Annotated in this window: 14 protein-coding genes; 2 read left to right on the top strand and 12 right to left on the bottom strand. The window is 35.0% G+C overall.

Annotation, left to right across the window (positions count from 1 at the left end; genetic code table 11):
* Positions 1 to 212 (top strand): integrase core domain-containing protein (locus H510_RS19825; RefSeq protein ID WP_026903152.1); only part of this gene is annotated, 212 nt, incomplete at its 5' end.
* Between the two features lie 360 nt (positions 213 to 572).
* Here H510_RS19825 and H510_RS0104125 read toward each other — a convergent pair.
* The 5 genes from H510_RS0104125 to H510_RS0104105 form a co-directional block, all read right to left on the bottom strand.
* The gene (locus H510_RS0104125; RefSeq protein WP_026903151.1) at positions 573 to 2,543 is read right to left on the bottom strand and encodes an alpha-L-arabinofuranosidase C-terminal domain-containing protein; all 1,971 of its coding nucleotides are present in this window, start codon (positions 2,541 to 2,543) and stop codon (positions 573 to 575) included.
* 178 nt (positions 2,544 to 2,721) lie between these two features.
* Positions 2,722 to 4,875 carry an SDR family oxidoreductase gene (locus tag H510_RS0104120; protein WP_026903150.1) on the bottom strand — a complete coding sequence of 718 codons (2,154 nt, stop codon included), beginning with the start codon at positions 4,873 to 4,875 and terminating at the stop codon, positions 2,722 to 2,724.
* A 1-nt stretch (position 4,876) separates the two neighbouring features.
* Positions 4,877 to 5,998, bottom strand: a complete 1,122-nt coding sequence (glf, locus tag H510_RS18215) for a UDP-galactopyranose mutase (protein WP_036691812.1) — start codon at positions 5,996 to 5,998, stop codon at positions 4,877 to 4,879.
* A gap of 13 nt (positions 5,999 to 6,011) precedes the next feature.
* Positions 6,012 to 7,157 carry a glycosyltransferase family 1 protein gene (locus tag H510_RS18210; RefSeq protein ID WP_036691810.1) on the bottom strand — a complete coding sequence of 382 codons (1,146 nt, stop codon included), beginning with the start codon at positions 7,155 to 7,157 and terminating at the stop codon, positions 6,012 to 6,014.
* 375 nt (positions 7,158 to 7,532) lie between these two features.
* Positions 7,533 to 9,377: a glycoside hydrolase family 2 gene (locus H510_RS0104105; RefSeq protein WP_026903149.1), complete on the bottom strand. Its 1,845-nt coding sequence runs from the start codon at positions 9,375 to 9,377 to the stop codon at positions 7,533 to 7,535.
* A 142-nt stretch (positions 9,378 to 9,519) separates the two neighbouring features.
* Between H510_RS0104105 and uxuA the strand changes: the two genes are divergently transcribed.
* The gene (gene uxuA, locus H510_RS0104100; RefSeq protein WP_026903148.1) at positions 9,520 to 10,725 is read left to right on the top strand and encodes a mannonate dehydratase; all 1,206 of its coding nucleotides are present in this window, start codon (positions 9,520 to 9,522) and stop codon (positions 10,723 to 10,725) included.
* Between the two features lie 145 nt (positions 10,726 to 10,870).
* Here uxuA and H510_RS20090 read toward each other — a convergent pair whose 3' ends face one another.
* From H510_RS20090 to H510_RS0104070, 7 genes are all read right to left on the bottom strand, one after another.
* Complete coding sequence (locus tag H510_RS20090) at positions 10,871 to 11,020, bottom strand: lmo0937 family membrane protein (RefSeq protein WP_155977818.1); 150 nt, start codon at positions 11,018 to 11,020, stop codon at positions 10,871 to 10,873.
* Between the two features lie 169 nt (positions 11,021 to 11,189).
* Positions 11,190 to 11,411 (bottom strand): DUF2795 domain-containing protein, encoded by a 222-nt coding sequence (locus H510_RS0104090; RefSeq protein WP_002996718.1) that lies wholly within the window; start codon positions 11,409 to 11,411, stop codon positions 11,190 to 11,192.
* Between the two features lie 75 nt (positions 11,412 to 11,486).
* Positions 11,487 to 12,035: a cob(I)yrinic acid a,c-diamide adenosyltransferase gene (locus H510_RS0104085; RefSeq protein ID WP_026903147.1), complete on the bottom strand. Its 549-nt coding sequence runs from the start codon at positions 12,033 to 12,035 to the stop codon at positions 11,487 to 11,489.
* Between the two features lie 67 nt (positions 12,036 to 12,102).
* Positions 12,103 to 12,816, bottom strand: a complete 714-nt coding sequence (locus H510_RS0104080) for an ABC transporter ATP-binding protein (RefSeq protein ID WP_026903146.1) — start codon at positions 12,814 to 12,816, stop codon at positions 12,103 to 12,105.
* 140 nt (positions 12,817 to 12,956) lie between these two features.
* Positions 12,957 to 13,181, bottom strand: a complete 225-nt coding sequence (locus H510_RS20660) for a hypothetical protein (RefSeq protein WP_155977816.1) — start codon at positions 13,179 to 13,181, stop codon at positions 12,957 to 12,959.
* Positions 13,182 to 13,215: 34 nt separating this feature from the next.
* Positions 13,216 to 13,782, bottom strand: coding sequence for a Riean_0653 family protein (locus tag H510_RS0104075; protein WP_155977814.1), 567 nt, complete (start codon positions 13,780 to 13,782; stop codon positions 13,216 to 13,218).
* Between the two features lie 784 nt (positions 13,783 to 14,566).
* Complete coding sequence (locus tag H510_RS0104070) at positions 14,567 to 15,133, bottom strand: Riean_0653 family protein (RefSeq protein ID WP_026903144.1); 567 nt, start codon at positions 15,131 to 15,133, stop codon at positions 14,567 to 14,569.
* Positions 15,134 to 15,324: the final 191 nt, after the last annotated feature.

The raw sequence follows: 15,324 nt of genomic DNA, 5'->3' as shown, positions 1-15,324 counted from the left end.
CTACAGACAACCCATACGTGGAATCATTTAATGGCAAGTTCAGAGATGAATGTCTTTCCACAAACTGGTTTATGGATATGGAAGATGCTAAAAACAAAATCGAGGACTGGAGATGGGAATACAACCATTTCCGTCCCCATAGCTCCTTAGATGATTTATCTCCACAGGAATTTATTATATTGCATGAAAATACGCCCGAAACTCTACTTTAGACTGATCAGTTTATAGGGAGGAGGTCAATACGCCCGAAACTCTACTTTAGACTGATCAGTTTATAGGGAGGAGGTCAAATACGCCCGAAACTCTACTTTAGACTGATCAGTTTATAGGGAGGAGGTCAATTGATAAATACAGTCTATTTTTGATATTTACTAAAAATGGGGAGCCTACATACAAAACCAATTTTTTTATTCAAACCCACTTCAAAAATTCTTATTATTCTAATCTTATAGAGACGACCCTCAGTTCCTGTCAAATGCTTTAAAACTTTTCTGGAACACAAAGCGAAAATCAAAACGCTAAAAGTTTTAAACTCTATCAGCAAGTTTATTTTCTTCGTATCATTCAAAAAATCAATCCATCAATTTTACTTTAATTACATGTAATGAATTTTGCTTGAGCTGGAGAGCAATTTGATGTTTCTTTACCTTGATGACACTTTCTTCTGGAAAAATCTGTTTAGGTTTAGCTATAGTATTTTCATCATCCAAACTATTTGAACTAAGGCTATTGAGTTTTGCTATGGTTTGGATACCTTTCTTGTTATCCACATTAAATATTACTTCTTGCGCTTTTTCAGAAGCATTTACCACCTTAATAATCAGCTCATTACTTTGTTTATCTATGATAGCAGAAGCATAAATGCCATCGCCAACAGTTTCTTTAATCTCCTTCCTAATTAAATTTACCACATGTGTACCTCTGTTATTGGCAAATAATTTCTGAACATAATAATTAGGTGTTCCATAAGCTTTTAAATTATCAACCCAAATCAAATCTGGTGTCCATTGCCAACCCTCAACATGCGCAAACAAAGGTGCGTAAGAAGCCATAATCACGATATCGGCATTACGCTCTAAACCTGTTAAAAAAGCAGCCTCGGCAATGGCACTTTTTAAATTGTTTTTGTTATTTACACTAACTACTTTATCTGTTTGCGCTGCATACTCACCTGCAAAAATTTTAGGACCTGTTCTGGGGTAATTATCATATCTAGCCGTATTTTGTAAAAACCATTCGGGCTTACGGTAATAATGCTCGTCAATGATATCGGCATTCATTTTTCTTAATTCTGTATTTAAATACTCAAAACGCTCGCCATCCGGATCAGTACCACCACTATTTACCAATTTAATTTCCGGATATTTTGCCTTTAAAGCTTTGGTAAACAACTTTAATCTTTCTATGTATTGTGGACCCCAATTTTCATTGCCAACACCTAACATTTTTAAATTGAAGGGATTTGGATGCCCCATTTGTGCCCTAACTTTACCCCAGGGTGTTTTTACATCGCCATTGGCAAATTCTATTAAGTCTAAGGCATCTTGTATATAAGGCTCTAACTGGTCTAGCGGTACTACTTCTGCTGTATTAAACTGGCAAGCCATACCGCAATTTAAAATAGGCAGAGCTTGTGCGCCAATATCTTCTGCCAGCTGGAAATACTCGTAAAAACCTAATCCAAAAGTTTGATAATAATCTGGGGCTAAACGATTAGCCATTTGGTTATTCCAACGGTTAATGATGAGTGTTCTTTCCTCTACCGGACCAATCGTTTTTTTCCACTGGTAACGGGTAGATAAATCATGCCCTTCTACAATACATCCTCCGGGGAAACGTACAAAACCAGGTTTTAAATCGGCTAAAAGTTGTACCATATCTGCTCTTAAACCACCTTTTCTTCCTTTCCAGGTGTCTGATGGAAATAAAGAAATCATATCAACATCTATAACGCCTGCTCCACTAAAAATAATTCTAAACTTCCCCTTTTGTGCATGAGCGGTAGCGTTAAAACTGAGTTCTAGTTTGTGCCACTTATCTCCAACCGATGTTGGTATCACCTCCCCTTTACCAATGACTTCGTTGAGCTCGTTTAACAGTTCTACCTGAATTTTAATACCTGCATTAGCTTGACGGTACAAGAATGAAAAATCATACCTCAGACCAGCTTTAATTCCCATCCCTTTAAAACCTTCATTTACCATGCTTTTAGCCTCTTTCTGAACCTGAACTCTTAAGAAACGAGGATTAGCAGTATTTACATCTCCACGGTTTAGTATTAACAGCTCTCCTTCTACTTTTTTACCTTCCACTGTCCAACCCATTAAAGGTTTATAGAACTCAAAAGAGCGGTTTTTAATCATTTCTGCATAGATACCACCGTCGGCCCCCATATTGATATCCTCAAAAAATACACCCCACATGGTAGCTTGTATTTCTGCTTTAATTTGGTTGGGTTGTACTGTAAATACAGATTGGGCTGCTGCAGAAAAACCGGTTATGGTTGCTGCAAAAATAAGCGGTAAAGATTGTTTTATGGCCATGGATAATTGATTAAAGTTTTAGGCTGTAGTATACTTTATTATAAATAGAGCCATCTTTTACCCAAGTACACATATAAAATTGAATATTAAGATTAAAAAGATAGAGATTTCTTCTTAAAAACTATAAACTTGATCAGCTTTCTTAAAATGATGCCTATAACTTAAACCATCAAAGACACTAATACATAAAGTCGTACAATTTAGCCTCTTGAAAATAACGTTCTAAGGCATCGTTTAAGGTGGGTAATAAGCAACCGTGTTTACTGGCTAGCACACTATAAGAAGGTCTTTTTGCACTTAAATTTATTTCTTGAATAGGTTTGGCTATAATTAAAGATTCATCTAAACCTTGATGTTTAGCTACAAGAAGTGCAAATGCTGCAAAACTTATAGCTCCTACATTAGCAAGATGCCATATTCCGCTTTCGTTGTCTATCAATACATCTAAGCTGGTGTTAACCAAATCTGGTACATAGGTTGGAGAAACCATCACATCATGAGGTGCAATAAATGGCAAACCTGCTTTTAAACAATTTATTACTTGATAGACATAATTATACTCATCCCAAGGGCCAAAAAAAGTACTACTTCTGATTACTAAAGCGTTTGGATGATGTTGAAGTACCTCATGCTCTCCATGTGCTTTACTTTTACCGTAAATATTGAGCGGATTTACTTCATCATCTTCTGTATAAGGATGATTTTTAACACCATCAAAAACCAAATCTGATGAAAATGTTAACAGCTTAACGCGATGTTTTTTACAAAGGATTGCTAAATTTTTGCATCCGATAGTATTGCTGTTGTAGCAGTCTTCTTGCTCTTCCTCTGCATCATCAACCCGTACAAAACCTGTAGTATTAATGATAGCCCAAGGCTTTTCTTCTATAATTATTTGCTCTATTTGTGCTGGGTTAAGTATATCTAGCTCAGCCCTGCTCAAAAGCTTAAAATGTAAATCTCTTTTAGCGCAAATTTTAGCGAAAGCATTACCTAAAGTTCCGGTTTTACCAAGAATCAATATGGGTTGGCCATCAAAAGCACCTGCTACTTCTTGAGGTAAGTTACCGTACAGTACCCGATAGTTTTTCTTCCACCAACCGCCACCACCCATCACAGGATGATGAAAATTTTCTTGTTTTGTTAATGCTTTAACCATTGCCGTTAACGCAGTTGGCCTCAATTTTCCAGACCTGATATCAAACACACCTGACTCATAATTTCCCTTTGGCTGGGTTAAAAGTTTATCCCAACCAAAAGCGCCTAATAAGGCCCAAATGGTAATAGCTTTTATATCAACACCCTCTATTTCTAATTTTTTAGCTTCCTGATGTATATATTGAAGCCAGCGCATTTGTTCTTCGCGGGTACAATGTAAATGCACTTCGGTAAGCGCCAAGGTAATTCCATATCGTTGCCAAGCCTCCTTTAATAAAGGATAAGGTCCTAGAATATTTACTTTTGATGACCTTACAGCTTCAATGTCTGCATATTGGTGGGTGCTATTTCCACCATGTGTATGAGTAGGATAAGCATCCAAATCTTCATCTATAAACCGTTCTGAGGTGATGTAATAGTTAAAACCTAAAATATCTGGCATTACAATAGAGGTTTCAAAAAAAGCTATTTCCTCTTTTGTAATACCATTTTCTATTAAATAGGGATATAGTGGATGGTTCTGATGAACCCTTCCGCACAGTAAATCTAAACCTAACCACCTACGTTTATTTTCTAAATCGGCTTGATAGCTTAATGGAGCTGTGCTATGAGTTTTACCTAAATCTTCTGTATGTACTAACTTGGCTTTCGGATTTACAGTTCTTATAGCTTCCATGGCTAATACGGTTGCTTTACATTCCTGAAATAAGATTTTTAAAAAACTATAATCATTACGCTCATGCGGCCACCATAAACCATATAAACCGCAAAATCTGGCAGTGGTTAACGGCTCATTGATAGGCGTATAATGATTTATCCAAGGGAAAGCAATAGCAACTTGTTGCGCATATTGGGCCAAGCCGCTAGAGAAAGAATCGTCTAAAATATCTACATATAAAGGTCCACTTCCATGATGCACCAAACCGGCAATAACTTCTATATTTTGCCCTCTTAAATAAAGAAGCTCTTCACGGGTTTTATCCCAATCTATAACCGTATTTTGCTGGGGCTGATGTTTTTCCCATAAAATCGGATAGCGGATACTGGTGATACCCAATGCCGAAATAGCTTCTAAATCTGATGGCCGGCTATCATACCCAGCATGCTCTAACTGATTAAAATATTGATTTCCTACCCTATTGATGCTGCACTCTAAACCTCCCCAAATCTCCATCTTATTCTATTAAAGTTTCGGTAGCTGTGGTTTCTTTTTTGAGGATATTTTTAAATGTTGCCAAAGCCTGCGCTACTACCTGATCCATATTATAATATTTATAGGTAGCTAAACGCCCAACAAAATGAGTATTTTCCAATTGGCTAGCTAAAGCTTGATATTTGGCATATAAAGCAGCATTATCTTCTTTAGGTATAGGATAATAAGGGTCTCCATCTGCCTGCGGAAACTCATAAACGACAGATGTTTTGGCATGTTTTTGCCCACTGATATACTTAAACTCAGAAATACGGGTAAAAGCATAATCATTAGGATAATTTACGGTTCCGGTTTCTTGGAACTTTTCCTGATCATGGGTTTCGAACTTAAATGCTAAAGAACGATAAGGCAATTTACCATAGCAATAATCAAAATATTCATCTACCGGACCAGTAAAAATTAATTTTTTATAAGCTATCTCGTTTATAATCTCCTTATAATCTGTATTTAACATGATTTTGATGTTAGGATGATTTAACATTTGCTCAAACATTTTGGTATAACCATGTAGCGGCATAGCCTGATAAGTATCGGTAAAATACCTATCGTCTTTATTGGTTCTAGTAGGTACCCTAGCTGTTACAGAGGCGTTAAGTTCTGATGGATCCATAGCCCATTGTTTACGGGTATATCCTCTAAAAAATTTCTCGTAAAGCTCCCTCCCTACTTTGGCAACCACCACATCTTCAGAAGTTTTTACCTGTTTCACATCCTCTGCCCTTGAGGCAAAAAAATCTTCTAATTCATCAGAATTAAGGTTTAAACCATACATATTATTGATGGTGGTAAGATTTATTGGAATAGGTAGTAATTGTCCGTCTACACTAGCCAAAACCCGGTGTTGATAATTTCTCCACTCGGTAAAAGCAGAAAGATAATCAAACACATCTTTACTATTGGTATGGAAAATATGTGGCCCGTATTTATGAACCAGTATACCTGCTTCATCATAATGGTCGTAAGCATTACCACCAATATGATTTCTTTTATCAATTAATAAAACTTTCTTTTGAGCTACACGAGCCAAACGCTCGGCAAGTACGCTTCCTGCGAAACCAGCGCCAACAATTAAATAATCAAACATAAATGGTTTTAAATTAGCTGGCTATAGATATATCTTGTTTATTATTGAGGGTTTTTAACATTAATTCTTGCATGTTACGGCAAGTATTATCCCATGAATTATTAGCTAAGAAAGCATCAACTGCTGCTAACCAGGCTAACTTATCTTTTTTGTTTAGTTCTACCGTTATAGCTTCTATAAACTGCAACTTATTGTTAGCAATATGTACAAAGTTTTTTATGCCATAGGGTTTTACTACATCTCTAATAGCCGATGATACTACAGGTACTCCTGCCGCCAAATATTCTGGAGTTTTAGTAGGGCTGATAAATCTGGTAGACTCGTTAAGCATGAAAGGAATTAGGGCTACATCCCATTGGGCTAAGTAAGCAGGTAATTCGGTATAGTTTTTTTGCCCTAGGTAATGGATGTTTTTGTTTTTAGGTAAGGTTGCAGGGTCTATTTTTACTACTGGGCCTATCAATATAATTTGCCAATCTGGCTTTTCTACAGCAATAGCCTCAATAAGCTCAATATCAAAACGTTCGTCTATTACGCCGTAAAAACCAATTTTTGGACCTATAATTTCTTGTTGGTCTGCCGGGCTTGTTTTAATTGTTCTGGCTTTTAGAAAATGTTCTTTTTCTATGCTGCTAGGAAACGGATAAATATTAGCGTGTAAATGCTTTTTAGCTTCGTATAAAGAGTGGCCACCTGTAAAAATGATATCGGCTTTTTGTATAAGTTTCTTTTCTAAAACTTTTAGCTCTTTTGGAGCAAATTTAAAGGCCGATAATTCATCCATACAGTCATATATGGTAAGTTTGGGTCTAAATTTATCTGTAAAAGCTAATGCCATTGGGGTATAATACCAGAAAGCAAAATCTTCTAAATCCTTTTGCGATAAGAAATTATTTAAAAAGCTTGTTAACAAATCGTTTACTTCATTTTCTTTTAAACCTACAGGTAAATGTGGTGTACAAACCCATAAACCAGGTTGTTTATTTTCTACAGAGAAATAAGGTTCTTCGGCATCAAAAAATGGCTCTTCTATAAAGTAGGTTTTCATCTGCTTCGCAAACCTGCTTAATAAATGTTGTGGTCTTTGAAATACAAAATCCCATCTTAGATGAGAAAAGCATAGCAAATTTTCTGGTAATGATTTAGTGATGTTTTTCATAATAATTAGCTGTCATATTTTGGGTAGATAATGGTTGGTTGTAATATCATGATGATAACATTTTATCCAAACCAAATAACTGATGAAATTTTATATCAGTTAATGGTTAAAATTCAAAGTGTGTGCCGTTAGTTTAGATAGTATTTTTCAGTATATCTTATAATTACACCAAAAGAAACATTGTTAATCTGCACAATAACTAATACGTTTATCTATTTTTTAGGACTATTTTTTATTGTCTTTTAGGTTAAGACTTAAAAATTTACCGTATTAATACGTAAGCGAATTTTTTGTTTAATCTTTTGTTTATGACTTTTTTATCATCTAAGTAGTATCATTTAAGCTACAATAAAAATAAATATGCTACATAAAGCCTTATAAATAAGGGTTAGAGTTTAATAAACCGGGTTTTACCTCTAAAGCACCTGTTTTAAAATCAATGATACCATTCTTCTCGTCTTCAATATTGGTAGCTTGGGTGTAAACATCGCCAGCAATTTCTCTCTTTCTTAACTCAGTTTTAAACTGTTTGATAGATATCTCTCTATCCGCAGCATCTTGCGGACCACCATAGTTAGCAAAACCAAATCCACCCCACTCGCTCACTAGTAAAGGCACTTGTTTACGATAAAAAAACGGATCGCCTACAACCAAAGGTAAAACTGCAACATGGTCTATTTGCCCGGATATCAAATTATCCAACATTTCTTTCCATCTTTCAAGCTCTGCCGTATATAAATGAGCAGTTAATAAATCGCTTTTTAAGCGCCCTTGGTAAGAAATATGTTGCCAGCCATCATTATCAACCACTAAAAATTGAGGATGCTCTATCTGCATAAAATGATACCTTTCCATGATGTAATTACGGGTCTCAAGGTTACTGGCAATATCTTGTGCGCCCCAATCTTCGTTGTATAAACTCCATATCACAACGGATGGGTGTGTTTCTATCAAGGCCAGCATTCGGTTTAACTCTTCCTTATGATTCATACGGCTTTTATGACTAGAACTGTGTGGACTAGGTACCTCTAACCAAAGTAATAAACCCAGCTTATCTGCAATTTTATAAATACGGGGGTCTACCCCAGCAATATGAATTCTGACCAGGTTACACCCCAATTCTTTCATGGCATACATGTGCCTTTTTATTTCTTCATAAGTAGCTGTACCGGGCTGGTAAAGAATGCCATCTAAATAAATTCTTTGATTGTTGAGATAAACATAAGCACCTCGGGCTTCAATTTTCCGAAGTCCAAAATGAGTTTCTATCTCCGCAGCATAGCCATTGGTATCAACAAGCTGTGCCACCAACCTGTATAAGTGTGGAGACTCTGGCGACCAATACCTAGCATCAGGAATCTCCATTACTAAACGTTGTTGTTTTTCGCCAGCACTTAAAAGTAAAGGAAACTCATCTACAGCAATGGGCTCTTCTCCTTCTTGTTTTTTATGATGAACCTTTAGCCGGATGGTATACAAACCTGGGTCGTGTATACGGGTAGTAAAATTAAATCTTACCAAATTATCTTCAACAACGCTTACTACACCTACTCTAGAGCGTAACCTATTTCTTTCTACCGTTTCTAACCATATACTTCTTACCGCCCCGGTATAGGTTTGGTACCAAATACCTCCTCTTTTATAAATATGAGATTCTTGTTTGCCTCTGGGGATATCTGCATCCATGCTTACCGCGATTCTTACCGTAATACGATTATCATTTTGTAGAAGCATCTCATCTAATTCATAAGAAAAAGAGGTATACTCGCCATAATGTATTTCCTCGCCATCAATCGTTTTTAAATGATGTCCGTTTAACCAAACCTGAGTTTCGTAACCACAAGCACCAAAAGTTAATTGTAATTGGGATGGTGGATGGATGTCTTCCTTATGCATCACTGGCTTAGGAAAACTTCTTTCGTACCAAACCACATATTTATCGTACCAGCTCACATCAGATTTTAAACCATTTTTAATATGCTCTTCTACACTACCAGGCCATTGTGCGGTGTATTGATAATCATGATTAACATACCAGCTTTCTTGTAAACCTACATTTTCTGGGTCGATAGTAAATTTCCACTCGCCATCTAACAAAATAAAATGATTAGGACGAATAACTGCTCTAGGTAAAGGACTAATAAAATTTTCATCTAAAGAGTTTTCATCTTTACTTTTAGATAACCCGTAATTTGGATGTGCAGGTGTTATTTTAATCATGATGTTTATGTTTTTAAAATGAAGATGATGACCTAAACACTCAATACGTATGCCATAGCTTGAAATAGCTGTAAAAGTGTTATGCTACCGATTGCATAAATTGTCTTACATTTCCTATTTTTGGGCTTTTAAAAAATTAGTTATGGCATTAGAAAAAACCTGGCGATGGTTTGGCGTTAAAGATTCTATAAAGTTATCAGATTTAAAACAATTTGGTGTTGAAGGAATTGTTACCGCTCTACACCATATTAAAGCTGGTGACGTTTGGCCTGTAGAAGAAATTTTAAAAGTTAAACAAGAAATTGAACGTTATGGTATGCGCTGGAGCGTGGTAGAAAGCCTTCCTGTTGCTGAAGAAATTAAAATTTACAGTCAGAAAAGAGCCGTAGCTATAGAAAATTATAAGACTTCTCTTAAAAACTTGGCTTTATGTGGTATAGATACGGTTTGTTATAATTTTATGCCTGTATTAGATTGGGCCCGTACCAATTTGCATTATAAGCATGATAACGGAGCTGAATCTATGTTATATGACCATAATACTTTTGCTGCTTTTGATATTTTTATTCTCGGCAGACCCAAAGCCGCACAAGATTACCCTAAAGAGGTTGTGGACAAGGCAAAAATCATTTTTGATGGGATGAGCGAGGAAGAGCGAAACACCTTAGCCTTTAACATTATTGTGGTAACTCAAGGTTTTATTAATGGTACTGTAGATAATGCCGCAACTTTTAAAGAAGATTTCTTATACTACCTTAGCAGGTATGCAGATATTGATAAACCTAAGCTAAGACATCATTTAGCCAAATTTTTAGAAGATGTTTTACCAATTGCCGAGGAATGTGGTATCAATTTATGTATCCATCCAGACGATTCTCCTTTTCCTTTATTGGGCTTACCTAGAATTGCCAGTACCGAAGAAGATTTTGAATGGTTATTTAACCAATATCCATCTTTAAACAATGGTTTAACTTATTGTAGTGGCTCTTTATCAGTAAGAACTGATAACCATCTGATGGCTATTGCCAAACGTTTTGCAGAGCGTATACATTTTGTACACCTTAGAAATATTAAAAAATTGGGTGAAAAAAGTTTTTACGAATCGGCACATTTAGATGGTGTAGTAGACATGTACGGCGTTTTAAAAATTTTACTGGAAGAACAAAAAAGGAGAATTACCGAAGGTAGAAAAGATACGCGTATGCCTTTTAGACCAGACCACGGTTTAAAGATTTTAGATGATTTTCATAAAGACAGTAATCCTGGCTACCCTTTGATTGGACGTATGAAAGGCCTATGCGAAATTTCAGGCTTAACTTTAGGTATAGAAAGTGCTTGGAAAGCGTAAATCTGGCAATTATTAAATGCTAAATATCCTATCTTCATCCGATATTGTAAATGCGTTTAGCAAAAATAGAATTGATAAAATAAAAAAGGCACAAAAAAAGCGAGGCCGAAATGAGCCTCGCTTCTTTTTAATATAGCCATGTATATTAAGCCCCTCTAATAATTCTTAACAGTACTGCAATAATTGCTATAACTAATAAGATGTGAATTAATCCTCCTCCAAATGGAGATACAAAAGCTCCGAAAACCCAGATAATAACTAATATAACTGCGATTAAATAAAGTAAATTTCCCATGTCCTTGTTTTTTATAGTTTTTAATGTTTTGATAATTATAAAATTACCTAAACCAAAACCAGACCAAAAACAGTTTTGTTACTTAGAAGTTAAAAAGGACATGCAAGCTTATTGTTAAACGTATATTTTTGTATACAAAAAAGCCCGATCATAACATTCGGGCTTTAATTTAGTATTCATCTTCATTAAAGAAGAAATCATCTTTTGTTGGATAATCCGGCCAAATTTCTTCAATGTTTTCATAAGGCTCGCCATCATCTTCCAAGGCTTGAAGATTTTCTATAACTTCTACAGGAGCACCTGAGCGGATAGCATAATCTATTAATTCGTCTTTAGTGGCTGGCCACGGAGCATCTTCTAAATGAGAAGCTAATTCTAATGTCCAATACATATTTCTTAGAATTTTAATTTAATCGCAAAAGTATATGAATAATTCATAGTTCCTAAAAAAGTTTTCAACATTATTTTAAACTCTAGGAATCCACTTGTTTTCTAAAATTTGATGATCTGCATTTACTTTTCTTGCTAAAGTAAACAAGTAATCAGACAAACGGTTTAGGTATATGGTTATTTTATCGTCAACAAAGCTCTCTTCTGCTAGGTGTACCACATTACGCTCGGCTCTTCTACAAACACATCTTGCTAAATGACAATAAGAAGAAGCCGTTATACCGCCTGGTAAAATAAAATGCTTTAGAGGTTGTAAACTTTCGTTCATTTTATCTATTTCGTTTTCTAACAATAAGATATCTTCTTCGTGTAAATCAGGGATTTTCTTTTTAGATTTTTCTGGATCTGATGCCAGTGAGGAACCAATGGTAAACAACCTATCCTGAATTTCTTTTAGTATAGCTTTATCTTCATGGGCTATGTTTTGGTCACTAATTAAACCTATATAAGAATTTAACTCATCAACAGTTCCGTAAGATTCTATTCTAATGTGGTGCTTTGGAACCCTGGTTCCACCAATTAAAGAAGTATAACCTGTATCTCCAGTTTTGGTATATATTTTCATGCTCATTGTTGAGTTAACTAAATAAAGCTTTTTTTGTTTAGAAAAATGAGCGTATTATAAAATTAGTTTAAACTTTTTCTGCTACAGTCTTAATATCCTGGTTTTGATAATCATCTTCCACCAAACCATCTCTCATCCGCACAATACGGTGTGCATGTTGCGCAATATCTTCTTCATGGGTAACCAAAATAATGGTATTACCTTTTGCATGTATCTCCTCTATCAAGCCCATAATTTCTATTGATGTTTTGGTATCTAAATTCCCTGTTGGTTCATCAGCTAAAATGATAGAAGGATTATTAATTAAAGCTCGGGCAACTGCTACCCGCTGTCTTTGTCCTCCAGAAAGCTCGTTTGGTTTATGATGTAATCTGTTAGCCAAGCCTACATTTGTTAAAGCTGTAGCCGCTCTTTCATCACGTTCCTTCTTAGCTACCCCAGCATAAACCAAAGGCAAGGCTACATTATCTTGTGCCGATGAACGCGGTAAAAGATTAAAAGTTTGGAAAACGAAGCCAATTTCCTTATTTCTAACCTCTGCAAGCTCGCTATCTGTCATTTGACTTACTTGAATACCATTTAAAATATATTCTCCTTTAGTGGGGGTATCTAAGCAACCCAAAATATTCATCAAAGTAGACTTTCCAGAGCCCGAAGGGCCCATTAAAGCCACGAACTCCCCTTTGTTTATAGTAAGTGTTACGGATTTTATAGCGTGTATGGTTTCTGAACCAATAACATATTTTCTACCTATATCCGTAATGGTTATTAATGGCTGCATGTGATTTTTTGTTTTGTATAAGACAAATTTTATAAACTTTTGTTACAGCTAAAATTTGCGCTATTGTAAACATAAATAATTTTTTAGAAAGAGTTCAGAAACGTAAACATTAGATATGATGCTGTTGTGTGTTGTTACACCTAAACCGGGGTGGCAGCGATACCCCCACAGGATATTTGGAGCTTTTGCGGAAAATGGACGAGGAGTAAAGCAGAGCACCGGACTGTGGTAAACCATAAAGAATCTGTATATTCTGCTCCGTTATTGGTATAATGGGTAATCCTTAGGTTTTGTGCTGTAGCAGTGATACTAAAGATAGACGCTGTAAGGAACAAGCAAATGTTTTTAAATGTAAAAATTTTCATAGGCAAAAAAGATATTTTAAAAAAAGGTAATAATTTAGTTTCTAGTGCAGTAATCCATTTGAAGATCAAATCTACCTTCATATATCTTCTTTTTATTTATGCTGCTTTCTCTCTCTATTAACTCTATCTCAAATTCCCCGGATATTATGTTGTTGATAGTATCCAGTTTGTGAATGTCAATAAAACCATTGTTTGCATTATAATTAAAGTAATAACCTTTTGTACTACCCGCTATTTGCATGGAAATATTAATTACATTAGAAGAGTTGAGGTTATAAAGTTGCTCCTTTTTTATGTTGGTCAAGTCTATAGATATATAAGAAACGTCAGTTTCATTATCAAATTTGTCTCTGCGGCTTTGAAGATTTAACTCCCCTGTTTCTTTGTCATATTTTATGCACAATAGTTTGCCAAAGAATGGATAGAAATACCCTTTTTTTCCGGGTAACCAAACCGTATTGTCAAGCATAAACCCAAACGTATTTTTACCTTCCATGGTTACTGGAGGAAGTACTCCCATGTTATTATTTTCCTTTTTGCAACCGTAAATAAAAACGGTTAGGCAAAACATTATGGGTAATATATTTCGATTTTTTTTCATAGATAGAAAGTTTTGGTGTTGTGAGAATCTCTTTTTTATTCAATACATATATTTCAACATACGAAGTTCTGATACATATCGTTACAAAATTATGGTTAAAGTACAAATTTTGAATGACTTGCATTGTAGAATTTAAGTATGATTGAGGTATAATAACCTTTTTAAAAACCAATAATAGAGCTCTTTTATAAATTAACTTTTAAAATACTATTAAATTTATGCTAGTTTCCAGTTTTCATTTAGTCGTTATGGAGTTTCTATATAAATGCCCGATTGCGCAAAAACGCAGTCTAACCTGAGTAGTGGATTCTTACACTTATACATCGATAAAAATATGGCTATTTTAAAATCTCTCTTTTGGGTCACATGTTAAAAGCAACACTTAGTTGGAAACAAGAAGCCTTTGCCTAATTCCTTGCCCGGCATTTTCAAACCATCTGGGCGATGAAATTTTAGATAAGATAAAATTCTAAATCGCCCAGTTATGTTTTAAAAAGATATTGCAAGCCACATGCACCAACCCCAGCCCATCTAAACCGGGGTGGCAGCGATACCCCCACAGGACATTTGGAGCTTTTGCGGAAAATGGACGAGGAGTAAAGCAGAGCACCGGACTGTGGTAAACCATAAGGAATCTGTATATTCTGCTCCGTTATTGGTATAATGGGTAATCCTTAGGTTTTGTGCTGTAACAGTGATATTAAAAAAGCTGTCAGAAATAAGCAAAATGTTTTTAGGTGTAAAGATTCTCATAGGCAAGATGTTAAATAATTTACTGGTGATTTTAATTACTTGTACAATAATCCATTTGGAGATCAAACCTCCCTTTACTTATTAAAATGGTTTTACTTTCATTTGTTTTCGTGAGCTCTATTTCAAATTCACCGGATATAATATTGTTGACTGTGTCCAGTTTGTGAATGTGTAGCGTTCCTTTGTTTAAGGAGGGTATGAAAGAATAGGCTTTTGTAGGATTTATATCTATATACAGATTAATCTCCCTGAGATTGGAAGAATTTAATTCATAAACTTTTTCTTCTTTTATATCTTTTAAATATATATATATGTTGTCTGTAAGTAAATTATCTTTTAAATTATCTCTATAACTTCTTATCGAAAGTTCTCCATTCTCTTTTTGGTAGCTGACGCATAGCTTTCTGCTAGAATTAGGGAATAATATAAGTTTTCTGCTTGGTAACCAAACCGTATTGTCAAGCATAAACCCAAACGTATTTTTACCTTCCATGGTTACTGGAGGAAGTACTCGCATGTTATTATTTTCCTTTTTGCAACCGTAAATAAAAACGCTTAAGCAAAACATTATAGGTAATACATTTTTAAATTTTTTCATAGGTAAAAATGTTGTGTTGTGAGAATCTCAGTTTTTTCATACGTATATTTCAACATACGAAACTCTCATACATATTGTTACTAAAATTATGGTTATAACACTAATTTTTAATGGATTGTACTTTAAATTTATGCTAGTTTCCAATTTTAATTTAGTCTTTATGGGGTTTCCATATAAATGCCCGATTGCGC

The sequence above is a fragment of the Pedobacter glucosidilyticus DSM 23534 genome (assembly GCF_000425145.1).
GTDB lineage: Bacteria > Bacteroidota > Bacteroidia > Sphingobacteriales > Sphingobacteriaceae > Pseudopedobacter > Pseudopedobacter glucosidilyticus.
This window is presented reverse-complemented; position numbering and strand designations above follow the sequence as displayed.